This window comes from Lacipirellula limnantheis (assembly GCF_007746075.1).
Classification (GTDB): Bacteria; Planctomycetota; Planctomycetia; order Pirellulales; family Lacipirellulaceae; genus Lacipirellula; species Lacipirellula limnantheis.
Window position 1 is genome coordinate 2,510,700 of sequence record NZ_CP036339.1, and the last position, 23,152, is coordinate 2,533,851.

19 protein-coding genes are annotated in these 23,152 nt (G+C 62.5%); 13 read left to right on the plus strand and 6 right to left on the minus strand.

Annotation, left to right across the window (positions count from 1 at the left end; all coding sequences use genetic code 11):
• The first annotated feature begins 23 nt into the window (after nucleotides 1–23).
• From folE to I41_RS09955, 9 genes are all read left to right on the plus strand, one after another.
• On the plus strand, nucleotides 24–680 hold the full coding sequence (gene folE / locus I41_RS09915; RefSeq protein ID WP_145432396.1) for a GTP cyclohydrolase I FolE: 657 nt from the start codon (nucleotides 24–26) through the stop codon (nucleotides 678–680).
• 7 nt (nucleotides 681–687) lie between these two features.
• Nucleotides 688–1,470, plus strand: a complete 783-nt coding sequence (locus I41_RS09920; RefSeq protein WP_145432397.1) for a hypothetical protein — start codon at nucleotides 688–690, stop codon at nucleotides 1,468–1,470.
• Between the two features lie 58 nt (nucleotides 1,471–1,528).
• The gene (locus tag I41_RS09925) at nucleotides 1,529–2,005 is read left to right on the plus strand and encodes a hypothetical protein (protein WP_145436308.1); all 477 of its coding nucleotides are present in this window, start codon (nucleotides 1,529–1,531) and stop codon (nucleotides 2,003–2,005) included.
• Between the two features lie 201 nt (nucleotides 2,006–2,206).
• The gene (locus I41_RS09930; RefSeq protein WP_145432398.1) at nucleotides 2,207–5,206 is read left to right on the plus strand and encodes an FAD-binding and (Fe-S)-binding domain-containing protein; all 3,000 of its coding nucleotides are present in this window, start codon (nucleotides 2,207–2,209) and stop codon (nucleotides 5,204–5,206) included.
• A complete protein-coding gene (locus I41_RS09935; protein ID WP_145432399.1) occupies nucleotides 5,203–5,448 on the plus strand; it encodes a MoaD/ThiS family protein in 246 nt (81 codons plus the stop codon). Before I41_RS09930 ends, I41_RS09935 begins: the two co-directional genes overlap by 4 nt.
• 36 nt (nucleotides 5,449–5,484) lie before the next feature.
• Nucleotides 5,485–5,937 carry a molybdenum cofactor biosynthesis protein MoaE gene (locus I41_RS09940; RefSeq protein WP_145432400.1) on the plus strand — a complete coding sequence of 151 codons (453 nt, stop codon included), beginning with the start codon at nucleotides 5,485–5,487 and terminating at the stop codon, nucleotides 5,935–5,937.
• A gap of 67 nt (nucleotides 5,938–6,004) precedes the next feature.
• Nucleotides 6,005–7,048 (plus strand): GTP 3',8-cyclase MoaA, encoded by a 1,044-nt coding sequence (moaA, locus tag I41_RS09945; RefSeq protein ID WP_145432401.1) that lies wholly within the window; start codon nucleotides 6,005–6,007, stop codon nucleotides 7,046–7,048.
• Nucleotides 7,049–7,095: 47 nt separating this feature from the next.
• Nucleotides 7,096–8,346, plus strand: a complete 1,251-nt coding sequence (locus tag I41_RS09950; protein WP_210421145.1) for a PQQ-dependent sugar dehydrogenase — start codon at nucleotides 7,096–7,098, stop codon at nucleotides 8,344–8,346.
• A 301-nt stretch (nucleotides 8,347–8,647) separates the two neighbouring features.
• A complete protein-coding gene (locus I41_RS09955; protein ID WP_145432403.1) occupies nucleotides 8,648–10,993 on the plus strand; it encodes a hypothetical protein in 2,346 nt (781 codons plus the stop codon).
• A gap of 150 nt (nucleotides 10,994–11,143) precedes the next feature.
• Here the strand turns inward: I41_RS09955 and I41_RS09960 are convergent, their stop codons facing one another.
• Nucleotides 11,144–12,178 carry a hypothetical protein gene (locus tag I41_RS09960; protein ID WP_246133852.1) on the minus strand — a complete coding sequence of 345 codons (1,035 nt, stop codon included), beginning with the start codon at nucleotides 12,176–12,178 and terminating at the stop codon, nucleotides 11,144–11,146.
• Nucleotides 12,179–12,427: 249 nt separating this feature from the next.
• Entirely contained in the window at nucleotides 12,428–13,225 is a 798-nt protein-coding gene (xdhC, locus tag I41_RS09965; protein WP_145432404.1) for a xanthine dehydrogenase accessory protein XdhC, read from the minus strand.
• 68 nt (nucleotides 13,226–13,293) lie between these two features.
• On the opposite strand from xdhC, the gene I41_RS09970 reads away from it, so the two are divergent.
• Entirely contained in the window at nucleotides 13,294–13,881 is a 588-nt protein-coding gene (locus tag I41_RS09970; protein ID WP_145432405.1) for a peroxiredoxin family protein, read from the plus strand.
• Between the two features lie 47 nt (nucleotides 13,882–13,928).
• Here I41_RS09970 and I41_RS09975 read toward each other — a convergent pair whose 3' ends face one another.
• From I41_RS09975 to I41_RS09985, 3 genes are all read right to left on the minus strand, one after another.
• Nucleotides 13,929–14,762 carry a hypothetical protein gene (locus I41_RS09975; RefSeq protein WP_145432406.1) on the minus strand — a complete coding sequence of 278 codons (834 nt, stop codon included), beginning with the start codon at nucleotides 14,760–14,762 and terminating at the stop codon, nucleotides 13,929–13,931.
• Nucleotides 14,702–17,050 carry a xanthine dehydrogenase molybdopterin binding subunit gene (gene xdhB, locus I41_RS09980; RefSeq protein ID WP_145432407.1) on the minus strand — a complete coding sequence of 783 codons (2,349 nt, stop codon included), beginning with the start codon at nucleotides 17,048–17,050 and terminating at the stop codon, nucleotides 14,702–14,704. Before xdhB ends, I41_RS09975 begins: the two co-directional genes overlap by 61 nt.
• A 193-nt stretch (nucleotides 17,051–17,243) precedes the next feature.
• A complete protein-coding gene (locus I41_RS09985) occupies nucleotides 17,244–18,812 on the minus strand; it encodes a xanthine dehydrogenase small subunit (protein WP_145432408.1) in 1,569 nt (522 codons plus the stop codon).
• A gap of 170 nt (nucleotides 18,813–18,982) precedes the next feature.
• Between I41_RS09985 and I41_RS09990 the strand changes: the two genes are divergently transcribed.
• The 3 genes from I41_RS09990 to I41_RS10000 all read left to right on the plus strand — a co-directional run bounded on the left by I41_RS09990 (nucleotide 18,983) and on the right by I41_RS10000 (nucleotide 21,268).
• Nucleotides 18,983–20,239: an allantoate amidohydrolase gene (locus I41_RS09990; protein WP_145432409.1), complete on the plus strand. Its 1,257-nt coding sequence runs from the start codon at nucleotides 18,983–18,985 to the stop codon at nucleotides 20,237–20,239.
• A 37-nt stretch (nucleotides 20,240–20,276) separates the two neighbouring features.
• Nucleotides 20,277–21,020, plus strand: a complete 744-nt coding sequence (allE, locus tag I41_RS09995; protein WP_145436310.1) for a (S)-ureidoglycine aminohydrolase — start codon at nucleotides 20,277–20,279, stop codon at nucleotides 21,018–21,020.
• Between the two features lie 65 nt (nucleotides 21,021–21,085).
• Entirely contained in the window at nucleotides 21,086–21,268 is a 183-nt protein-coding gene (locus I41_RS10000; protein WP_145432410.1) for a hypothetical protein, read from the plus strand.
• Between the two features lie 590 nt (nucleotides 21,269–21,858).
• On the opposite strand, the gene I41_RS10005 is transcribed toward I41_RS10000, so the two are convergent.
• On the minus strand, nucleotides 21,859–22,872 hold the full coding sequence (locus tag I41_RS10005; RefSeq protein ID WP_145432411.1) for a hypothetical protein: 1,014 nt from the start codon (nucleotides 22,870–22,872) through the stop codon (nucleotides 21,859–21,861).
• Between the last annotated feature and the right edge of the window lie 280 nt (nucleotides 22,873–23,152).

A 23,152-nucleotide genomic window follows, 5' to 3' on the forward strand; every position in this document is an offset into this window, starting at 1 on the left:
TCGCACCACAGACGGCGGTATCGATGAGCGCTTCGCAACCGAGCGGCAACAAGTCGTTCGACCAAGGCAGCCTGTCGGGGGAACTCGACGAACCGGCGACGAGCGCCGTCGCGTACGAAGTCGACCTGCCGCGTATCGAACGGGCGGTTCGCGAGATTCTGTTTGCCGTCGGCGAGGATCCCGATCGCGAGGGGCTGCGCGAGACGCCGGCCCGCGTCGCGCGGATGTACCGCGAGCTATTCAGCGGCCTCCACACCGACCCGCGGATCCATCTGCAGAAATTCTTCACCGAGAAGTACGACGAGATGGTGCTGGTGAAGGACATTTCGTTCAACAGCATGTGCGAGCACCACATGCTGCCGTTCATCGGCAAGGCGCACATTGGGTACGTCCCCAACGGCAAGGTCGTGGGGCTGAGCAAGTTGGCGCGCGTCGTCGAGGAGATTTCACATCGCCCCCAGGTGCAGGAGCGGATGACGGAGCAAATTGCCAACCTGCTCGTCGAGGAGCTCGGCGTGAAAGGCGTCGCGGTGGTGATCGAGGCGGCCCACTCTTGCATGTCGATCCGCGGCGTGCGCAAGCCCGATAGCGTCTGCGTCACGTCGGCGATGAAGGGGCTGTTCCGCTCGAACCTGTCGAGCAGGTCGGAAGTGATGAATCTCATCTACGGCGGGCGGTAAGCACGAGATGACGCTGCTGACCGAATTCCTGCTGAGGCTGTCGTTCGGCATGGCGGCAGGAATGGCGATCGTGCCGCCGCGGTTGGTGACGAGCGGGTACTACCGCAACCACCTCTACGTGACGCTGGGGCTGTCGGCGCTGGCGGCGCTGTTAAGTCGCGTGGCCGCGCCTGCAGCGTTCTGGTGGGCGCTGGCGACGGCCGTACTCAGCTACGTCGGCTCGGTTTGTTGGCTCTACGAAAAACGCCGAGCGGGGGTCGCCGCGCTTGTCGCCGTCGCGGTCGCGGCCGTCATCGGCGCGCTGGCCATTACCCAACGCGGGGCGGATATGGACCAAACCGCAGCGGCGACGCGCGCTGCAAGCCCCGAACTTGCCGAGACGTTAAGGTTGTTCCAGCCGATCACGTCGGGCTTGCTGCTCGGGACGACGATGGCCGCGATGCTGCTGGGGCACTGGTATCTCAACGCTCCCGGGATGGAGCTCGCGCCGTTGCGCCGATTGCTCGTTGCCATGGCGAGCGCGGTGGCGCTACAAGCCACGCTTTGCGGCGTAGGGCTCGCTCTCAACGCGGCGCATCACGATCTGACCACGCAGGAATGGATTTTTATCTCATTGCGTTGGTCCTTTGGCCTCCTTGGTTTACCGGTTCTCATCTGGATGGCGTGGAAAACGCTGGAAATCCCCAATACGCAAAGCGCGACGGGCATTCTCTACGTCGCGGCGATTTGTGTGCTCGCCGGTGAAACCGTATCGTTGCCACTGTCTGCCGAGTCGGTTTTCCCCGTATAATGGCGGTTTGCCCCGGCCGACGGGGCGGCGGACCTACGGTCTTATCGCGTTGCGATTGATGAACGTCACCTACGCCTGCAGCTCGTGCGACGCCGCGGTTCGGCAGGAGTTCGATGAAGAGTCGAAGTCGCTCGCCTGCCCGGCCTGCCGGCACGAGATCACGCTGCCGGAAGGGGCCGTCAGCGGTGAGCGGGTGCGTCGCTGCCTCGTTTGCCCGAGCCACGACCTCTACATGCGGAAAGATTTTCCGCAGCGGTTGGGGGTGCTGCTCGTGGGGATCGGCATCGTGGGGAGCTCGATCGCATGGTACAACGCCAATCTCCCCTGGACGTTCGGGATTCTGTTCGCCACGGCGCTGGCCGATCTTCTGCTATTCATGTTCGTGGGGAACGCGCTGATGTGCTACCGATGCAGCGCGCAGTATCGAGGCGTCGCTGAGATGGAAACGCACGGCCAGTTCGATCTGGAGACGCACGAGAAGTATCGGCAAATCGCGGCACGGACGAGTCACATTGCTTCGTCGCCGCCTTCATGAGGGATAAAACTAACCACCAAGATACAAAGGCGCAGAAAAGGCACGAACTTAAAAAGTGCAACGAAACATGCCTCTGCAATTCGTTATTTCTATTTTGTCAATTTGGCTTCTCGCTAGCATCGCCTTCGTGCTTCCTTCGAGTCTTTGTGCCCCAGCGGTTACGCATTAGTTTGCACACGGTTAGACGCCCCTCGCTCGCCAATGGACGCTGAACAGATTCGCATCCGAGACGACCTGAGGGGCCAGCTCGACGGCGACGTCCACTGCGACGACTTGTTCGTCCAGATGTATGCGAGTGATGCGAGTATCTTCGAGATTCCCCCGCTCGGCGTGGCGCTGCCGCGACACCGCGACGACGTCGCCGCCATTGTGCGGTATGCCGCGGAGCGGGGCATCCCCCTCTACCCGCGCGGGGCGGGAACTGGTTTGGCCGGAGATTCGCTCGGCCGCGGCATCGTCGTTGATTTCTCGAAGCACATGCGCCGGATCGTCGCGGTCGGCGACGACTATGCCGTGGTGCAGCCAGGGGTGGTGCTCGCGCAACTCAACGAGCGGCTCGCCCGATCCGGTCGGATTTTCGGGCCCGATCCGGCCGGCATCGAAGTCACCACGATGGGAAGCGTCGTCGCCCTCGACGCTTCGGGAAGCCGATGGCCCGTATACGGGTCAACGAGGAGCCATGTCCGCGATCTCGAAGTCGTCCTGGCCGATGGGCAGATCGCGCGGCTTGCACGACATGTTCCCGATGCGAACGCCGATCGCCGCGACCAGCCGGGCGAAGCACTAGCCGCCGGAGTGGCCGACATTCTCACACGCCACGAGCATGCGATCGCCGAGCGGCGCGTGCGCAGTCTAGTCGACCGCAGCGGGTATCACCTGCACAACCTGCGCGGCAGCGCCGCTCCCGGCGAAGGGCCGATCGACCTGGCCGCACTGCTGGTTGGCAGCGAGGGGACGCTGGCGCTGACGACGGAGATCGCCGTCGCCACGGCGCCGATACCGGCGCACACGGGCAGCATGGTGCTTTTTTTCACATCGCTTTCGGCGGCGGCGCAAGCGGCGGCAGAACTCTCGATGCACATGTTGCGGGCGTGCGATCTGATGGATCGCCGGCATCTGAGCCTCGCCCGCGAGATGGACCCTCGTTACGAGTTTCTCATTCCCGCCGAAGCGGAAGCCGTGCTACTGATCGAATGCGGCGGCGACTCGGACGACGAGGTGCGGCAGCATTTGAGAGAATTGGAGCATTTGCTGGTCGACCAACGCAGGCTGGCGTCAAGTTCCCACTTGGCGCTCGATCCGTACGACAGCCAGATGTTGTGGCAACTCGCGCGGCGGTATGTGCCGACCCTCTATCGGCTGCGCGGCTCGTCGCGCCCGGTGCCGTTCGTCGAGGATATTGCCGTTCCCCCTGCGGCGTTGCCAAACTTCCTGCAACGGGCGCTTGAAACGCTCCGCAAGCACCAGGTGACGGCGTCGATCTTTGGCCACGCGGCCCATGGACAACTTCACATCCGGCCGTTCATTGATCTTACCGATCCTGAGGACGTGGCGAAGTTGCGCGAGCTCGCGGAGGAGTTGTACGGGTTCACCTGGGAGGTGGGCGGCACGATTAGCGGTGAGCATGCCGAGGGTTATAGCCGCACGCCGTACGCGGCGGGCCAACATGGCCCGTTGATGGCGGCATTCCGCGAGATGAAGGAACTGTTCGACCCGCGCGGCATTCTCAATCCCGGGAAAAAAATTCCGGCCGAGGGGGTGCCGGCGGAGGCGCCGCTGCGGCGAGTGAACTATCCGCTGCTGGAGCGAATCGAAGTCGATGATAGCCCGCCAGCCACCGCGACGCCGCGTTCAGCCTTAAGCGTGATTCAATTGCAGTTGGATTGGCGCCCCGACGAAATGACCTACGCCGCTCGAATGTGCAACGGCTGCGGCGCCTGCCGGACGCAGAGCGAAGGGTCGCGCATGTGTCCGACGTTTCGGCCGGCGCCGCGCGAAGAGGCGTCCCCGCGCGCGAAGGCGAATCTCGCGCGCGGGATTCTGACAGGCTCGTTGCCGGCTGGCATCGTGCTCGACGATGCGCTCAAGGAAGTGTGCGATCTTTGCGTCCACTGCCATATGTGCCGACTCGAGTGTCCGGCAAACGTCGACGTGCCAAAAATGATGGCCGAAGCCAAGGGCGCATACGTCGCCACCAATGGGCTGCGGCTCCACGACTGGTTCGTGACGAACATCGACGTGTTGTGCGGGTATGCCTCGCGGTTCCCAAATCTGGCCAACTGGGCCATCCGCAGCCGCGTGGCGCGCTGGGTCATCGAGAGGACGTTGGGCATCGCGCAAGGCAGAAAACTGCCGCGCTTTCAGCGGGGTCCGTTTCTGGAATCAGCGACGCAAGAGCGGTACGCCAAGCCAAATCGCGTCCCAGGCGACAAAGTCCTGCTGTTCGTCGACACGTTCGCGAACTTCTGCGACCAGCAACTCGTCAAGGCGCTTGTGGCAGTGCTGGAGCACAATAACGTCTCCATTTACATTCCCGATCGGCAGTACGAGGCGGGAATGCCGATGATCTCGCAAGGCGCGCTCGGCCCCGCGCGGTTGCTGGCCGAGCGAAATGTCGCGCTTCTCTCCGAAGCGGTCCGACAGGGATATACGATTGTCTCGACGGAGCCTTCAGCAATCTTAGCGCTGACCCACGAGTACGCCCATCTCCTCGGAGATGATTCAGATGTGCGGCTCGTTGCCGAAAATGCCATGGAAGCCACGCAATACCTGTGGCGGCTCCACCAGAAGGGACGCCTGCGGCTTGACTTCCAGCCCCTGCCGATGAGCGTCGGGTACCACACCCCGTGCCACGTCAAGGCATTGGAGGTCGGTGCGCCGAGCGTCAATTTACTCGGCCTCATCCCGCAACTCGACGTGCGATTGATCGAAAAGGGTTGTAGCGGTGCAGCCGGTTTATTCGGCTTCCAGAAGCAGAATTATCGCACCAGCCTGCGTATCGGGCTGCCGCTCATCAATGAGTTGCGCTCCGGCGGTTACCGAATTGGCGTTACCGAGTGCAGCACGTGCCGCGTCCAAATGGAGCAGGGAGCGCCGATGGCGACGCTCCACCCGGTCAAAGTGGTCGCATTGGCCTACGGGCTGATGCCGGAACTGGAAAAGTTGATTGATAGTCCCGCGCAGGAACTGGTAGTAAGATGAAGCTCACGGTAAAGCTGTTCGCCGCCGCGAGGGAGCTAGTGGGCGGCGACCAAATGGAGCTGACATTGCCCGCGGATGCGAGCATTGGCCAACTAAGAATGGCGCTAATCGCTGCGGCGCCGCAGCTGGCGTCCCTGGCCGCGCGCTCGCTGATCGCCGTGAATGAAGAGTATGCGAGCGATACGACGCGGCTACGGCAGGGCGACGTCGCGGCATTGATTCCGCCGGTAAGCGGTGGCTGAGTCGGCTGGCCGAAGAACATTGATGACGAGTGCGACGTGATTCAATTGACGGACAACCCGATCGACGTCTCCGCACTGCTGAAATCGGTTCAGCAACCGGAAGCGGGTGCGGTCGTGTTGTTTCTGGGAATCACCCGGCAATTCACGAACGGACGTGAGACTGCAGCGCTCAGCTACGAGGCCTATCGCGAAATGGCGGTCAGGGAACTGGAGCGACTCGAACAGCATGCCCGCGAGCGCTGGCCGTTGGTCGGCTGCAACATCGTGCATCGCCTGGGCGACGTGACGCTCGCCGAGGCAAGCGTGGCCATTGCGGTCAGCAGTCCGCACCGCGGTGAAGCGTTCGAGGCCGGTCGGTGGTTGATTGATGCGCTAAAGGAAGACGTTCCGATTTGGAAGCAGGAGCGTTGGGCCGATGGCGGAGCGGAGTGGGTCCATCCCCAGCACTCAACGGACGATGCAGTAGGTCCAACGAACCGTTCAAATTAACCCCCGTTAGCGGCGGGCTAGCGTCCGCACCCGACATGGGCGGCGCTGATTCGGAGTCGTGGCGGCGATGTCGACTGTAGTTCCAACACGATCGAGCGACGCGCTAACGACCTCGTCGCCTGCGCCCCTGGTCGATTCATTCGGCCGCCGGCACACCAGCCTGCGCATCAGCGTTACCGATCGCTGCAACATCCGCTGCTTCTACTGCATGCCGGCTGAAGGCGTCGTCTTTCGTCCGCGCGCGGAGTTGCTCACCTTCGAAGAGATCGAGGCCTTTGTTCGCGCGCTCGCGCCCATGGGGATCGACAAGCTGCGGCTCACCGGCGGCGAACCGCTCGTGCGGGCCGACCTGCCGCGATTGGTTGAACGGCTGGCCGCGATTCCAGGGTTACGAGATTTAGCGCTAACGACGAACGGCATGCTGCTCGATGAACAAGCCGCCCCGTTGAAGGCCGCTGGGTTGCAGCGGCTGAATATCAGCCTCGACACCCTTCGCGAGGAGGTGTTCGAGCAAATCACCCGCCGCCAGGGCCTTGATCGAGTTCTAGCCGGAATCGCCGCCGCCCAAGACGCCGGCTTCGAAGAGATCCGCCTGAACGCCGTTGCCATTCGCGGGCTGACCGAGGACGAAATCTTCCCGCTCGCCGAATTCGCCCGCGACCGCGGCCTGGAGCTGCGATTCATCGAGTTCATGCCGCTCGATGCCGAACACCACTGGTCGAACGATCAGCTTCTCACCGGCGCCGACATTCGCCGCACCGTCGAGGATCGCTGGGGCCCGCTAATTCCAGCCCCGCGAAGCAATCCGAGCCAACCCGCCGTCGACTTTGAGTTTGCCGACGGACGGGGTTCCATCGGATTCATCAATCCGGTCAGCGAGCCGTTCTGCGGCGATTGCAACCGCCTCCGCTTGACGGCGGAAGGACAAGTGCGAAACTGCCTCTTCTCGGCCGTCGAGTGGGACGCCCGCCGAGTCTTACGGCAGGGGGGCAGCGACGACGATCTGCGGGCTCTGGTCCGCGAATCCGTCGCCGCGAAGGCCGCCGCCCACGGCATCGGTCAGAGCGATTTTCATCAGCCCCAGCGGGCGATGTACCAAATCGGCGGGTAGCGAACACAACCAACGAAATCCTGAATCTCCTGATGAGGATCCACCCCGTGAAGTTTATCCCCGCGATTGTCTGTCTCGTCGCCATCGGCGTCGCCCCCTACGCCGCCGCCGAAGTTGATGGCTCGCAGGTCGACCAGACGCCGCTCAAGTCGGTGAAGGTGGTCGAAGCCTTCCCGAATCTCCAGTGGCCCGACATAGCGACCGGCGCCGACGAAGGAAAGCCCAAGGAGCTACGTCCCATCGTGGTCACCGGCGCAGGCGACGGCAGCGGGCGGCTCTTCATCGCCACGCAGCCAGGCCGAATTCACGTCATCGAAAACGATCCGCAGGTCGAGGAGATGAAGACCTTCCTCGACATCACCGATCGCCTCCACTACGCCGCACCGGCCGAAAACGAAGAAGGCTTCCTCGGGATGGCCTTCCATCCGAAGTTCAAAGAGAACGGCGAGTTCTTCGTTTACTACACGAACGACTACAAGAACGAAAAGGACCGCAAGTCGATCATCTCCCGCTTCCGCGTCTCGAAGGACGACCCCAACAAGGCCGATCCGGCGAGCGAGGAAATCATCATGGAGATTCCGCAACCCTACTGGAATCACAACGGCGGCACGATCGTCTTCGGCCCCGACGGCTACCTCTACGTCGGCATGGGCGACGGCGGCGCGGGCCGCGACCCGCACGGCAACGGCCAGAATCTCAACACGCTCCTCGGCAAGATCCTAAGGATCGACGTCGACCGCAAAGACCCAGGCTTGAACTACGCCATCCCGAAAGACAATCCGTTCGTCGGTCGCCAGGACGCGCGCGGCGAAAACTGGGCCTACGGCATTCGCAACATCTGGCGGATGGCGTTCGATCGGCAGACCGGGACGCTCTGGGCGGCCGACGTCGGCCAGGACCTGTGGGAAGAGATCGACGTCATCGAAAAGGGGGGCAACTACGGCTGGAATCTCCGCGAAGGCTTCCACAAGTTCGGCGACAACGGCAGCGACCCGCGGGCCGAGCTGATTGAACCGGTGTGGGACTACCACCACGACCTCGGCAAGTCGATCACCGGCGGCAACGTCTACCGAGGGAACAAAGTTCCGGAGCTCGCCGGCGCCTACCTCTACGGCGATCTCACGACTGGGCAGGTTTATGCGCTGTGGGTCGACGAGACGACGAAGCAGGCGACAGCCAATCGCCTGATTCTGGAAAAGGGCACCCCGATTTTCACCTTTGGTGAGGATGACGACGGCGAGACGTACTTCTCGACGCAAGAGGGCGGGATCTACAAGTTTGAGTCCGCCGCAAAGTGACCGGTTGGGTCGCCTTGTTTGCGCGCCCCCTTTCTCCTCCAAAGTGACGACATGTGCTGCGGTAGCGATACGCGCCGCACGTTTGCAATGCGCGTGCAACGGCCCTGTCGGCGTTCAATTCGTCTCAGTTCGCGTCGAGATTAGAAAGTTGGCGCACTGTTTGCATAATATAGTTGCGGCGGAGTCTCTTAAGCTCACGACGATATTCTCCGCTCTCTCGCATCCATGGCGGCTCCGAGCCGCACTGGGCGTCTCCGCGAGTTGCAATGCTTACAAAGCTCCCGAGGACGGGGATCTCGCCATGCTCGCCAAATCATCTTCATCTTCTTGGAAGTTGAATGGACTGTCTGTCGTCGCGACCAGTTTGCTCATTGCAAACACCTCCCTTGGTCAGGTCCCTGCGCCGCCCGCTGCGCCCGCGATCGCCCAGCCGCAGAATGCGCTGCCAGCTCCCAACGGTCAGGACGGCATGCAGGTACTCGATCAGGGGCCGATTCACGAAGCGTTCGCCGAAGCGGTCGTGCTAGAGGCGGATCAAGGGATTGTCATCAAGCGCGAACCGCCCGAACCAATTAATGAGTTGGTGCCGGAGGTGCGTCCCGAAGGTCAGAACGTTGAGTGGATCCCCGGCTACTGGATGTGGTCGGATCAACAGAACGATTTCATTTGGGTGAGCGGCGTCTGGCGTGACATTCCGCCCGGGCGGCGCTGGGTGCCCGGAAACTGGACGGCGCTGGGCGGCGGCGATTTCCAATGGGTTCCCGGCTTCTGGGCTGGCGAACAGGTGCAAGAAGTGCAAATGTTGCCGCTGCCGCCGGAGACGGTGGAGGCGGGACCATCCAGCCCCGCGCCGGCGGCCAATTACTTCTGGGTTCCTGGCTGCTGGCTTTGGAACAACGGCGCCTACGGGTGGCGCGCGGGCTACTGGTATGCCGGCCAGCCCAACTGGGTCTGGATCCCCGACCGTTACTGCTACACCCCGGGCGGCGTCATTTTCGTCTCCGGCTACTGGGACTACTTGCTCGCTTACCGCGGCTTGGCTTACGCGCCGGTCTGGTGGTCGCGACCGGTGTGGGGCGTTCCCGGTTGGGGCTATCGCCCGTACAACGCCATCAACTCAAGTTTGTTGCTGTCGGCGCTATTTCTCAATCGCCACCACCACCACTATTACTTCGGCCACGGCAACTGGAACAACAACTATCGCCCCTGGTGGCAAAATGGCGGCGGCCGCGGGTACGACCCATTCTGTTCGTATCATCGCTGGCACGATGGCCGGAACCGCGACGATTGGGCCAACAACTACCGCCGCGATTTCGATCGCTTCCAGCAAGACTTCAATCGTCCGGGGAACGCACCGCACCGAAATCAACTCGTGACGCAGGCCGACATCCGCCAGCGCCAGCAAATCGGGGACGTCAAGCTGCAGCAGGTGTCGAAGGTTGACCTCGATCGTTCGCGGCAGCAGATCGATCAATTCAAAAACATCCGCGACTCGCGGCTGCAGGCGCAAAACCATCTGCACAACGTCGGCGGAAATTTGAACGTCGACGAGTTGAAGAATCGGAAGTTCGGACAGCAAGGGCGCCAAGCAGACGATGGCAATGGCGACGGACGGCCGGGTGGGGCGGAAGGTTCCGGCAAATTGGCAGGCCTAGTAGATCGCGATGTGATCCGCAGCGGCGGCCGGAAACTTGAGATTGGCGATTCCGCGACCGGAGGGAATGCGACATTTAAATTGCCGCCGGTAACCCGAACTACGGCCAAAGTGCCCACGGTCGGAGGCAACGTCGCCGCCGGTCCCCGTTTCGTCGGCCGCGGCCAGGGGAGCGATGGCCAATCCAACGCTCAGGGTGGCAACCGTTCGCTCTCGAACGGCGCCGACCATGGTCGCTCGATGAACGGCGTTAAGTTTGAAGACTTACAACGGCAGTTGCGACGCGGCGACGCGCCGCCGATGACCGGCAATGGCCGTTCGTCGTTGCCTGGCGGGATCGACGCATTGCCGAACCGAGCCGTTACTGGCGGCGCCAACGATCGCGGCGACCTTTTTCGCAGTGGACGCACGCTGACGCCCAATGGGCCCGGTAGCGATGCCGAAGCGTCTCGTTCGCGCGGCGGCGTCGTTCGTGCGGACGATCTGCGACGGCAGCTAAACCTCGACGGCAGTTCGGCCTTCCCGCAGGGAAGTGGTCGAACGCTAGAGGGTCGTGCGCGGGTCGAAATGCCGCAGAATCGCTTGCCGACGCCTGGCAATGTCAGCCGGCCGCCCGAGATGCAGTTCCGCTCGCGAAACCTGCAGGTTCCCGGCGGCGACTCGTCGCCTGGACAGCCTCGCACAAACCAGGGGAGCAGTGGAGGGCCGGCGTTGCGTGGGTTGCCGAGCGGCGGTGACACGCGATCGTTGCGAAGCAGCGGCGCGTTCAACGCGGCCGGCGGCGCCGGCGGCGGGCAGCCAATCGGTCGCGGCCCAGGCAGCGCTGGAACCGAGATGCGGTCATTTCGCGGTTCGTCGTTCAGCGGCGGCGGAGCCGGCCTATCGATGCAGCGGAGTCACGGCAGCAGCAGCGACGGCGGGGGCTCAGCGTTTCGCAGCGGCGGCGGTGGAGGTGGAGGTGGAGTTGGCAGAGGCCATCAAGGTCGGCGGTGAGTCAGGTCTCACGCCAAAGGGGCTTCCGATGCGCTCACCCCGACGCGCTCGTCCTGACGTCCCATCGGACTGGTCGCTTCAGCGACCAGTCCGCCCTTTGCTCGCCTCTCTTCAATCCACGGCGGACCGCTTTGGAACCGGCGCGATCCGCTAGTACCGCAGAATGGCGTCGACCGTGAGCCGGTTCTCAAGAATGTCCCTGCGTTCGGTGAGTGGCAGTTCCCACGCGACGCCGATCTCGACGTGCCGATTCGGCTTGTACTTGGCGCCGAACGCTCCGGTCACGATGTCGTTGCCTGCGACCCCCGTAGAGCCGAAGTTGAACAGGTCGCCGCCCTCGACCCCGGCCAAAGCCGTATTGTCGCCCGACTTCATCCAGTGATACCAGTTGTACTCGGTGAGCAGGTACCAGTTCTGCAGCACTTGGTAGTCGAGGTGATTCGACCAATACCACATCTGGCTTTCGGCATGGCTATCAGACGGCAGGCGGAAGCCCGAGCCGCTGACGACGTGGCCGTAATCGAAAATCTCGGCGCCGCCGCTGAGGAAGAGGTGGAACTCGCCGTCGCCGTTGCCTTGCAGCGTGCGGGGCGTGCCGGCCGGAATCTCGTAGGTCAGGCCGCCGCTCAACAGTCGCTGCGTGGCCGCATCGGAGTAAAGCGTATATTTCAGGCCGGCGGCCACGTCGGCCCAGCCGTCGGCGATCAGCGGGTTCTGTGAAACGATGTAGCCGTCCTTCGTGGCAATGATCGACAGCCGCTCGGTAATGCGGGCCCGCGCTTGGGCCGCGTAGAGCTGCACGTCGCCGCCGCCCGCCGCCAGCGGCACCTTGTGTTGCAGGAAGATGCCGCGGACTTCAGTAAGCTGGCGCGGGTCTTCGAAAAAGACCGGGTTCGTCATTGGGCTGATGAAGCTGTCGAAGCAATGATCCGACGGCATAACCAAGCCGCAGAGGATATTCGGCAGGCAAGCATTTTTGCACGCCACGTTCGAGCAGCTGACTTGGCATGATGCATCGGCGACTTGGATCTGATCGGCGATGGACGACGCCTCTTGGTATTCGTAAGGCGAAAGCCCCGACTCATGCTCGGCGACGACTGACGGCATCGTCTCGTCAGCGGCAACGTCGGCAAGCGGAAAACCTAGCGCGAGAGCCGCGAATGCGGCTGAAAGTTTGGCGTTCATCCTGAACGGTTCCTTATGTGTCGTCCGTGTCGGCGGCGGGAAAACCGCAGTCATCGCGATCGGCGTCCATGCGACTTCGTCCATCGCTGTCGCTACTTTCGACTCGATCAGCGAGCAACTTTGTGGATTTAATCGTCGCACGGCGCCGCCGGAATAAACGTGAAGGTTTTTCGCGGCTGCTCGCGGAGATGCGCCATCGGGCACATCGCGCCGTCGGCGCTATCGTTAGAGTTTGCCAACCTGTCGCCGCTAGCGCGCCAAAACGTCGCGCTGCTGCAGCAGTTGCGCGACGACGCTGATGGCGATCTCGCTCGGCAAATTGCCGCCGATCGGTAGGCCGATCGGACAGTGAAACGACTCGGCTTGCTCCTGAGAGATCCCCGCCGCTCGCAGCTCTCTTTGCAGGACGGCGCGCTTCGCCGCGCTGCCGATGACGCCGAGATACGGGAACTGCCGCCCTTGGCGGAAAATCTCTTCCAGAATCGGGCGGTCGGTGCGGTGTCCCATTGTCATGCACAGAACGAAGGCGTTCTCAGGAAGCGCTGCCACCTCGGCCGGCGAGTTATCCGTACAAACTTTGCTCAACCGCGGGTCGTCGGGAAGCTTGGCCAGCCAATCAGCCCGCGAGTCGATGCAAGTGATACGGCAGGGGAGGGGGAGCAGGCAGTGGATCATCGCACTCGCGACGTGGCCTGCCCCAAACAGTGCGATTTGCCATGGGTCGTGGTTGTAAAGCTCGACGAACAGCTTAACGACTCCGCCGCAGGTCATGCCGACGTCGCGCTGGAGGTTCCATTCACGGAGGAATGGCCGAGGGGATGAACCCCCCGGCTCGCGGAGGAGAAGTTGGGCTTCGGCGATCGCCTTCGCTTCAACGCGACCGCCGCCGACGGTGCCGAAGTCGAGCCCCGCGGCGGTGACCAGCATCTTGCTCCCCGCGTCGGCCGGCACGCTGCCGACGGCATAGACCAACGTCACGCTGGCAAACGGCACGCCGCTGGCGGCGAGCTCGGCGAGACGTTCGATGTAACCGTGCGGGGCGGGCATCGTCTAACTTCGCATGTGCGACAAAATGTCAGATAGGTCAATCGCCAGTCTAACCGAGGAGTCACCCGATGCGATTCTATCCGCCAAATTTTGGCGCCCTCGTGGCAATGCTCGCCGTTTCTGTAGCGTGCGGAACGGCTCGCGCCGATGAATCAGCCGAGCCAGCCGCCAAGACGCCGCCCAACGTCGGCGAGACGGCGGAGATGTTCACGCTGCAATCGCTCAACGGCGAGAAGGTGGAACTGAAGAAGCTGCTGAAGGAGGGCCCCGTCGTCGTCGCCGTGCTACGCGGCTATCCCGGTTACCAATGCCCGGCCTGCACGCGGCAAGTCGGCGGCTATGTAATGCTGGCCGACGACTTCGCGAAGGCGAAAGCGACTGTGGTGTTCGTCTACCCGGGCGAAGCGAAGGAACTGGAGAAGCGGGCTCAAGAGTTCCTGAAGCAAACGGAACTCCCCGCGCCGCTGACGCTGGTGCTCGATCCGGATCACAAATTCGTCACCGCGGCTGGCTTGCGGTGGGAGGCCCCGAACGAAACGGCGTATCCCTCGACGTTCATCGTCGATGGCGAGGGCAAGGTGACGTTTCGCAAGATCAGCAAGTCACATGGTGACCGAGCGGAAGCGGCCGATGTGTTGAAGGCGCTGCAAAAGTAGTCGGGGTTAACGACACGCCGGAGAGAATCGCATCGCCGCTGCGTCATTTAATTGACTCGCCATGCAGCCAAGAGTTCGTCGCGATCGGCGTTCTTCGCGCCGGTAATTGTCATAAACGGGTGGAGGGCAGTTATCGGCGCGTCGGAGGAGAGCGCCCAAACTTCGCCGTCCGCAAACATGACATGGATGCGATCGTTGAGAAGCCCTTTCACTGAGTCGCTGAGTCGGCCGTTCGCGGCAAGCAACTCATCAACATCGTAGTCGCCGGGCTCCATCCAGTTTTTTCCCGAATCGGCAACCTCCATGATCATCAGCGCGTCCGGAGGAAGTTCACGCTGATGAGCGGTAAGGTTTGAGGAAATTGCCGTATCGTCACCGACGATGGCGAAGATATTCGTGTTGCAGTCGCTAGCATTCGGGTTTATGCAATACGCATCGAAACGCATTTCTCTGACGTCGCGATTGGCAGGAGCCTTCCACGATTCTCTATAACTCCATTCCATGGTTTCACCATCAAGCTGAGTGACATGCGGAGTTATCAGCCAACGCCAACTACTAAGCGGCACGCCAGCATCGTCAGTGGATTGACTGGCCACCCGGAATCCGCGAGCGGAAACATAATTGTTGAGGCCGAGTTCGATCTGACGCATCGAATTTGTAATGCGATTGGAGGTCGCATTCAATTGTGCGCTAAGCCAAACAGTACGAAGCCCGAAGACAATCAATGCGACGGCGGTAGTGGTTAGTAACAACGACCGCAAGCTGAACCGAAACGAGCTTGGGCCAATGTTTTCATCGAGGGATCTTGCAATCTCATTCGTTAAGTGTGAGACGCCGTCTTGGGCGAACCCGGATGCTTGGGAACTTGAAAACTGAGACATCGCAATATCTCCTCTCCAGTTGCCGGTAAACTCAGAAAAGTCGCCGCCTCGGCGTTCGCATAAGACAACGCGTTCTTCACCGCCGTCCAGGCGGCAATGCCGAGCATCAGCGGCGGTTCGCCGACCGCTTTGCTGCGGCGGATGTTTTGGACGTTATCGTTGTTATCGAACAGCGCCAGGCGAAAGTCGATAGGAACGTCGGTGACGGCGGGGATTTTGTAGGTCGTCGGCGAGTGGCTTAGCAGCGCTCCCTGGGCGTTGTACTCGAGCGCCTCGGCGGTTACCCAGCCCATCCCCTGGATAAAGCCGCCGATGATCTGCCCGCGGTCGACGCCGGGGTTGATCGAGCGGCCGATGTCGATCAGCAGGTCGGCTCGCGCGACGGTCAACTCGCCGGTGAAGCGGTCGATCGCCACCTCAACGGCGGCGGCGCCTTGCGTGTAGTAGAAAAAGGGGGTGCCGCGGCCAGTTTCACGGTTGAAGTCGATCCCCGGCGTGGCGAAGAAGCCGCGGGCGCCGAGATCGACCCGTTCGCGACGGGCCTCGTCGCACAGCGGGCCAAAGGCGATCCGCACTTCAGGGCGGCGGCGATCGTAGACGACGTTCTCGGCGAAGACGACATGCCGCGGCGACGGCGTGAGTCCTTCCGCTTTATCGGACAGCCGGTCGGCGGCGAACTTCTTCAGCCGGCGCTTGATCTGCTGGCAGGCCTGCACTGCGGCGGCGCCGTTGAGATCGGTGCTGGCCGACGCGGCGGTAGGCGACGTGTTGTTGTTCTTCTCGGTAGAAGTCGGCATCAGCCGCACCCGCGACGGGTCGAGGCCGAACTCGTCGGCCACCATCTGCCGGATCTTCGTGTTGAGTCCCTGGCCCATCTCCGTGCCGCCCGTGGAGACCTGCACCGTGCCGTCGGTGTAGAGGTTGACCAACGCGTTTCCCTGATTGAGGAACTTCGAGGTAAAACTGATGCCGAACTTCATGCCGGTGAGCGCGAGGCCGCGGAGAGTGAGCGGATCGCTCGCGTTGCGGCGGGCAATCTCCGCGCGGCGGGCGTGGTATTGCGACGAGGCGGCGAGCTGCTCGAAGATCTCTGGGAGGTGATTCTTCTCGACAATCTGGCCGTAAGGGGTGACATTGCGGTCGGCGACGCCGTAGACATTCGCGCGGCGCACGTCGTAAGCGTCGAGCGCTAGGTGCTGGGCGATCGACTCGATGATGTTCTCGGTCGCCGCCATCGCCTGCGGGCCGCCGAAGCCGCGGAACGCCGTGTTCGACGGCAGGTTCGTGAAGCAGATCCGGCCGCGGAAATCGGCGTGGGGAATGTAGTAGGCGTTGTCGGCGTGGAGCAGCGTTCGCTCCATGATCGACGGCGACAGGTCGAGCGAGCAGCCGCCGTTAGAGAAGAACTCGTACTTCAGCGCGTGGATGCGGCCATCGCGTTCGAAGCCGACCGCCCAGCGGACGAGATACGGGTGCCGCTTGCCCGTCGAACACATATCGGTGTCTTTGTCGAAGATCACCCGCGCGGCGCGGCCCGTTTTGCGGGCGACGAGCGCCGCCATCATCGCGGGGATCGCCGCCTGCGTCTCTTTGCCGCCGAAGCCGCCTCCCATCCGCTTCGTGACGCAGACGACGTCGTGAAAGCCGACGCCGAGCATCTCGGCGACGACGGTTTGAATCTCCGTGGGGTTCTGCGTCGAGCTGTGGACGACCATCTGGCCCTCTTCGCCCGGGTAGGCGATCGCGGCCTGCGACTCCAGATAAAACTGCTCCTGCCCGCCGATGTGGAACGTGCCGCTGAGCCGATGAGGCGCCTTGGCCAGTTCCGCCTCGATCTCGCCGCCGCGCGCGATGCGGCGTTCGACGCCGAGGAAGCGCTGCTGGTCGATGGATTCTTCCAGCGAGAGAAGCGGCGGCTCTTCGGCGTAAGCAAGTTTCACCGCCGCGATGCCGCGGTGGAGAGCCTCGCGAGTCTCCGCAGCGACAATGGCGACCGGCTGACCGACGTAAAGCAGCCGACCGTCGGCCAGTAACGGCTCGTCGGCCGCCAGCGGGCCGAACATGTTATGAGCGGGAACGTCTGCAACCGTGTAAACGGCGACGACGCCGGGGATCGCGCGGGCGGCCGCCGCATCAATGCCGGTGAGCGCGCCGCAGGCGATCGGGCTCGGCAAGAACCCAACGTGCAGCTCCCCCGCGATCGACGGCACGTCGTCGAGGTAGTAGGCTTGGCCAGTGACATGACCGACGGCGGAGTCATGCGGGATGGTGGTTCCAACGCTAGGCATCTTTTTTTAGTTCTATTAACCACGAAGGCACTAAGGCACGAAGAAAAGACTTTGCACCGCTGATTGACGCTGATGTTTCGCTAATGAAAACAATTGACTTATAAGCGTCAACTTAGCGTTCATTAGTGGTGCTAATTCTTTCACTTGCTTCCAGTCTTCTTCGTGTCTTTGTGCCTTCGTGGTTCAAGTATTTCTATGCAGGAGCCAAGTGGCCCTGTGTCTGGTGGTAAAACTTCAGCAGCACGTTGCGCGTCAGTTGCCGGCGGTACTCGGCGGAGCCGCGGACGTCGTCGATCGGCGTCACTTCGCTCACCGCGATGTCGCCGGCGGTCTGCATCGTTTCGAGCGTGAGCGGTTCGCCGACGAGAAAGCGTTCGGTCTGCTTCGCTCGCAACACCGTCGGGCCGACGGCGCCGAAGGCGATGCTTGCCTGTGTAATCGCGTCGCCTTCGAGTTGCATCCTTACGGCGGCGGTGAAGCCAGAGATATCGAGATCGCGGCGACGCGAAACCTTATAAAGTCGTAGCAGGTCGTCGTGCTTAGGGCGGGGGATCCGGACGCCCATAACCAACTCGCCAGGCTTGAGATCTGTTTGCTTGTAGCCGTGATAGAAGTCGTTGATATTAATCACTCGCATGTCATCCTTGCCCGCAATTACGATGAACGCGTCCATAACGTATAAGAACGGCAAGGAGTCGGCGATGGGTGAAGCGTTGACGATGTTGCCGGCAATTGTCCCGACGTTGCGGATTTGCCGAGCGCCGAACGTGGCGATGACGCGGGCAAATTCTCCCAGTCCATCTTGGCGGTGACGGCGAGGCGCTGCTTGCTCGGGCACTTCGTGACCGTTAACTTCTGCCAGATCGGAAAGGATCGGTCTGAGCCTGTGGTCCTTACCTCGACTTGCTACACGTGGTGCGTTGGCGATTGCTATCAGTATGTCCGTCCACGTAGCTCGCGCCCCTACAGTGATTTCTTCATTGCCGACGCCTACATGATCGAGCTCCGCGATCCGGTTCAGATCGAGAATCGCCGGCGGGATGCGTCCCGACTTGTTTATACGGACGCCAATATCGGTGGCCCCGGCGACGATGGTGGCGGTTGGGTGCTGGGCGAGAAACTCAAGGGCGCCCGCGAGCGTCGTGGGACAAGCGGCGACATGCGATTCGCCGAACCACTCGGCGGCCAGCGCCAGTGGCTCGTTGCGCAGCGTTTCAAACTCGGCAAGCAACGGCGCCGCCGGATAGAGCTCGTTTAGTCGCTCATGCTCCGCGTCGTTGGACTTCATCCCCGCCTCGAGGATCGGCGTGTAGCCGGTGCAGCGGCAGAGGTTGCCGGTCAGGCCAGTGCGTAGCTCGTTCTCGTCGACCGTTTCCTGTTCTTCCAACAAGCCGGTCATCGCCATCACGAACCCGGGCGTGCAGAAGCCGCACTGCGAGCCATGGCAGTCGACCATCGCCTGCTGCACCGAATTGAGCGTCCCGTCGCGACGGAGCCCTTCGACCGTAACAACGTGCGTGCCGTCGAGCTGGAAGAGGAACTGAATGCACGAATCAATTGGGACGTAGTGGAACTCACCTCGCGCGAAATCTGGCCGACCAACGAGCGTTGTACACGCGCCGCAGTCCCCTTCGCTGCAAACGATCTTCGTGCCGATCAGTCCGCAGTGGAGTCGCAAATAGTCCGACAGCGACACGAACGTAGCACGACCGCTGACTTCGTGTCGTTGGCCGTTAATAAACAGGAGAAGATGGTCGCGCATGGGCAGGTGTGGCGTTCGACCCCCAGCCGAGATAGCCGGAGCAATACAGGGGAACCTGGTTGTTGATCGTCACGCCATTCGGTTTCCGGCTGAACTTTGGGAAACCGCTGACCATGACTATAATCTGCTCGCACCGCCCGACCCCTCCAATTATCGGCTTTAGGTAACCTGTGGTCAATGAACGTTCGCTATGGCAGCGGCTTGCCGCCGACGTGCTGCAATGCTGCGACGACTTGGGTCGCTTCAGCGACGAATCCGGACGCCTGACGCGGACGTTTTGCTCTCCAGCGATGCGCGACGCCCATCGACGTGTCACCGAGTGGATGCAAGCGGCCGGCATGAGCGTTCGGGTCGACGCCGCCGGCAATCTCCTCGGGACGTTCCTGACGCCTGGGTGCAATGCGCACCGACGGGTCGTGATCGGCTCGCACCTCGACACCGTCGTCGATGCGGGTAGATACGACGGCACGCTCGGCGTGATAATGGGGATTGCCGTGATCGAAGCCCTCCGCGAGTCGGAGCATGCGTTGCCGTGGGCGATGGAGGTCATCGGGTTTTCGGAAGAGGAGGGCGTACGTTTTCGGACGCCCTTCATCGGCAGCCGGGCGCTTGCCGGCGCGATCGGCATGGGAATGCTGGCGCTGTGCGATGAACATGGCATCAGCGTCGCGCAGGCGCTCAGCCACTTTGGATGTGACCCGTCAGCAATCGACGGTTGCCGCGCAACGCGCGACTCGATCGTCGCCTACATCGAACCCCACATCGAGCAGGGCCCATTGCTCGAGTCGCTCGACGAACCCCTCGGCATCGTAACAGCCATCGCGGGCCAAACGAGGCTAACGGTCGAGTGGGCAGGGGAGGGGGGCCACGCCGGAACGGCGCCGATGAATCTGCGGAACGACCCGCTGCCGATTGCTGGTCGGTGGGCCGTTGCCGTGGAGGAGACGGCGCGGTCGACGCCGGGCCTCGTGGCGACCGTCGGCCGACTGAACGTCGACCCCAACGTGCCGAACTGCATTCCGCGGTGCGTCACCGCTTCGCTCGACGTGCGACATCAAGTCGACGTCGTCCGAACGGCCGCCGTAGATAAATTGGTTGGGCTCGCGGAAGAATTGGCGCGCGACGCGAACCTGGCAATGCGCGTGGAGCGGCAACACGAGCATGCGGCCGTGGCGATGGACGGGAGGCTTCAAGAATTGCTCTCCGCGGCGGCGTCGCACTCAAGCCGCACGCCGCCACGGATGGTCAGCGGGGCCGGTCACGACGCCGGCGTTGTCGCTGCCGTGGCGCCGTCGGCGATGCTCTTCCTCCGTAGTCCGGGAGGCGTCAGCCACCATCCTCTCGAAGCCGTGAAAGAAAGCGATGTGGCCCTTGGCATCGAATCGCTGGTACATTTCATCCGCATGATCGCTGCCGAGGGGCAGTGACACTAACAGCGCAGTCCGCCCCATGAGCCAAGCAGCGATGGATGTTTTTGGAACGACACGCAGTCGCGTGACAGCTCAGCACGCTCTGATCACGCCCGACGCTTGGGTGTGGCAGGACCTCCCCGGATGGCGCGGGGCCAAAGGAGTCGTCCACATCTCGCCTCAAATGGGCGCTCGCTTCGCGCAGACCAGCGTCGCCCTTGAGCCAGGCGGCTTCACCGCCGGCGCTGCCGACGGAGTGGAGCGCGTGGTTTGGGTTCGCGCTGGTCAAGTCTCGCTAAAACTTCCCGGAGGCGCGTCCTATAAGCTTGAAGCCGAAGGGTTCGCCTACCTCCCGCCCGACCGCCCGCATGAACTGAAAGCGATTGCCGCGAGCAATCTCGTCGTGTTCGAGAAACGCTATCAAAAGGCCGCGTTTGAACTTCCCGACGCCGTGGTCGGCAAGACGACTGATGTCCAGGGGGCGCCATTCATGGGCGACTCGGCCGCGCGGCTGCAAACGTTGCTGCCGACCGACGAGCGGTTCGACCTCGCGATGAACGTCTTCACCTACGATCCCGGCGCGACGCTGCCGCAGGTGGAGATCCACGTCATGGAGCATGGACTCGTGATGCTCGATGGGATGGGCGTCTATCGCCTCGGCGAGTCGTGGTATCCAGTTTCGCAGGACGATATCATCTGGATGGCCGCCTACTGTCCGCAATGGTTCGTCGCCATGGGCAAAACGCCGGCGAGATATCTGTACTACAAGGACGTCAACCGCGATCCGCTTGCATCGTAGCAATTTCTATTCTCGGTGCTGAACCGGGCGCGATGCGAACCATGGCAGGCGAATAGGCATCGTTCATGTCGCAACGTTTTACGCATCTGTGGCGCGTCAAAACCACGCTCGCACGGCGTAAGGACGAACCGTGTCGCGTAATTGTGCGGGGGCGCGGACCAGGGCCGCGTAACATCCTGGTTGAATTTGGCGATGGCTATCGCGTCGTGACGCACCGCTACGCCATCCGGCAACAGCAAGCGGGCTGACGGCACACGGTCTTGCCTACGACGCCAGCCGAGGCGCCGCCGATTGCGGTTCAATTGGCGAATGGATTGAAGCCTGATCGGGACCCCGCGTCGGTTCTCATCTTCACGGGATTGATGGTATTAACGTCTAGCGGTTCGCTCGCGGCTTGGGTCACGTCGAGAACTCGCGTGGTCGAGACTGTTGCGGGCCGTTGCGGCCTCGCGGGCGGCGACGGGGCCGGCGTCGGCGGTCGAATGGACGAAACGGTTAGCGGCAAGGGGTCGCTGCAACCGAATGACACGCCGCAGACTGCGGCAAAAGCTAGGCAAGTGCGCATGACTTACTCCTTTGGCGGGTCGCAAGCTTTGCGAAGGCGGGACGTTCGGCCTTGGCGGTCGAACGGGTGGGCGGGGATGGCGCTCAGCGCCACGACTTCAAAATAGCAAGGAGGCCCGGCGAGCACCAGAAGTTTTGCGACGATCGATTCGCTGCTGGCATCGCGATCCAGGAAGAGTGCGGCGTTTCGGCAAGACTGCTAAAGACGCAAAGTTCGATGCAGGTACGCGCGCACCTTTGCCTCGCTGGTCTTTTGCGCGATGGCCGATGGCGCTCAACGCATGATGGTGGCGTCGACGGACGGTTCTTCAGCGGCGGCCTGGCGAATCCCGGCCGCCGGCACGATCGCAGGAGTCGCAGCAGGCACGCCGGCGGGCGCTGCGCTCGGCCAAGCGGTCACGTTGGGGGCGTCGGCCAGCTCCGTCGGTTGCTGATACTTCGCCGCCGCCTGGGCAAACGGTTCGGCCCCCACGGCTGGCGCCGGCGTCACGGCATCGACCACGTGACCCAATCCCGCGCCTGCGAGCGAGAAGACGAGACTCGACCCGGGAACCAGGTACGCCGTTTGTCCCCCAATCTCGCTTCCATACTTCGGATAGAGGGCATCGCGCGCGGCGAGTTGCTCGTCGTACGTGCCGTTGAGCGCGACATATTCGTAAACTTCGCTCTTTGCCGCCTTGCCTGGGAAGAGCGTTAGCACCGGGAGCGAATAGATCGAAGCGTATGTGCCGGGATGCTCTCGCCAGCGCACGTTCTTCGCTTGTGCCCCTTGTTCGACGGCGATCGCGGGGATGTCCGAGTAGACGTAGATGCTGTCGGAGTATGGATTGTACGAGTCGCCGCCGACCAACCCGCTAAAGACGCGCCCCGGCAGAATCGTGTAACCGAGCGTACGGAGTGCGCCGACCGTATAGCGCCAACCGGCGCCAACGCTTTTGTTGTCCACCAACCGCCGCCACTCCCCGCCGGGATCGTATTGATTGATGCGGACCTTCGTCGATTCCATGCCGTTGGCGGCGAGATACTCGGCAAGCTTTTCTTCCGTCTCGGGCGAGACGTCGTGATTCGAGGCGCGGCGATCCCAGAGCGCAATCTTCTCGGGAATGCCGAAAACCCACCCGACCCCATCGATGAACCTGTGCGGCCGACCGTGCTCGATCTGCGGCTCTCCATCTAGACTGGCCGCCGCATAGTTCCCGTTCGATTGATCAAACCGCGGCACGCGGCCGGCGGCGCAACCGAGCGCACAAACCGAAGCGAACATCGCGACCGCGAGAGTCGATTTCACAACGGCGGTTCCTGAGCGGCGCGGAGGGATTGGGACGCAATAAGTATCGAGAGGATCAGAGCGGCGGATTAAACAGTTCTCGCCGGCAACATCCAACAGCGCTTTGCGGCTTGACGGACTGCTAGCATTGCCAACGCCGCTGCCGCTTCCTTCGCATGCAACGGCGAAGACAAAACAAGAGAATAGCCGGACCGCCACGCGGTCCGGGCGAAGCGCCGAGCCGTTCTCCACTTCAGCCCGGAGGACGTGGCCCTCCGGCTAGTGCGTAGGCTTGCTAGCA

Bases quoted from the DNA above. Each gene is read 5' to 3' on its own strand.
- folE (WP_145432396.1), top strand. From the start codon at position 24: ATGAGCGCTTCGCAACCGAGCGGCAACAAGTCGTTCGACCAAGGCAGC.
- I41_RS09920 (WP_145432397.1), top strand. From the start codon at position 688: ATGACGCTGCTGACCGAATTCCTGCTGAGGCTGTCGTTCGGCATGGCG.
- I41_RS09925 (WP_145436308.1), top strand. From the start codon at position 1,529: ATGAACGTCACCTACGCCTGCAGCTCGTGCGACGCCGCGGTTCGGCAG.
- I41_RS09930 (WP_145432398.1), top strand. From the start codon at position 2,207: ATGGACGCTGAACAGATTCGCATCCGAGACGACCTGAGGGGCCAGCTC.
- I41_RS09935 (WP_145432399.1), top strand. From the start codon at position 5,203: ATGAAGCTCACGGTAAAGCTGTTCGCCGCCGCGAGGGAGCTAGTGGGC.
- moaA (WP_145432401.1), top strand. From the start codon at position 6,005: ATGTCGACTGTAGTTCCAACACGATCGAGCGACGCGCTAACGACCTCG.
- I41_RS09955 (WP_145432403.1), top strand. From the start codon at position 8,648: ATGCTCGCCAAATCATCTTCATCTTCTTGGAAGTTGAATGGACTGTCT.
- I41_RS09960 (WP_246133852.1), bottom strand. From the start codon at position 12,178: ATGAACGCCAAACTTTCAGCCGCATTCGCGGCTCTCGCGCTAGGTTTT.
- xdhC (WP_145432404.1), bottom strand. From the start codon at position 13,225: ATGCCCGCCCCGCACGGTTACATCGAACGTCTCGCCGAGCTCGCCGCC.
- I41_RS09970 (WP_145432405.1), top strand. From the start codon at position 13,294: ATGCGATTCTATCCGCCAAATTTTGGCGCCCTCGTGGCAATGCTCGCC.
- I41_RS09975 (WP_145432406.1), bottom strand. From the start codon at position 14,762: ATGTCTCAGTTTTCAAGTTCCCAAGCATCCGGGTTCGCCCAAGACGGC.
- xdhB (WP_145432407.1), bottom strand. From the start codon at position 17,050: ATGCCTAGCGTTGGAACCACCATCCCGCATGACTCCGCCGTCGGTCAT.
- I41_RS09985 (WP_145432408.1), bottom strand. From the start codon at position 18,812: ATGCGCGACCATCTTCTCCTGTTTATTAACGGCCAACGACACGAAGTC.
- allE (WP_145436310.1), top strand. From the start codon at position 20,277: ATGGATGTTTTTGGAACGACACGCAGTCGCGTGACAGCTCAGCACGCT.
- I41_RS10000 (WP_145432410.1), top strand. From the start codon at position 21,086: ATGTCGCAACGTTTTACGCATCTGTGGCGCGTCAAAACCACGCTCGCA.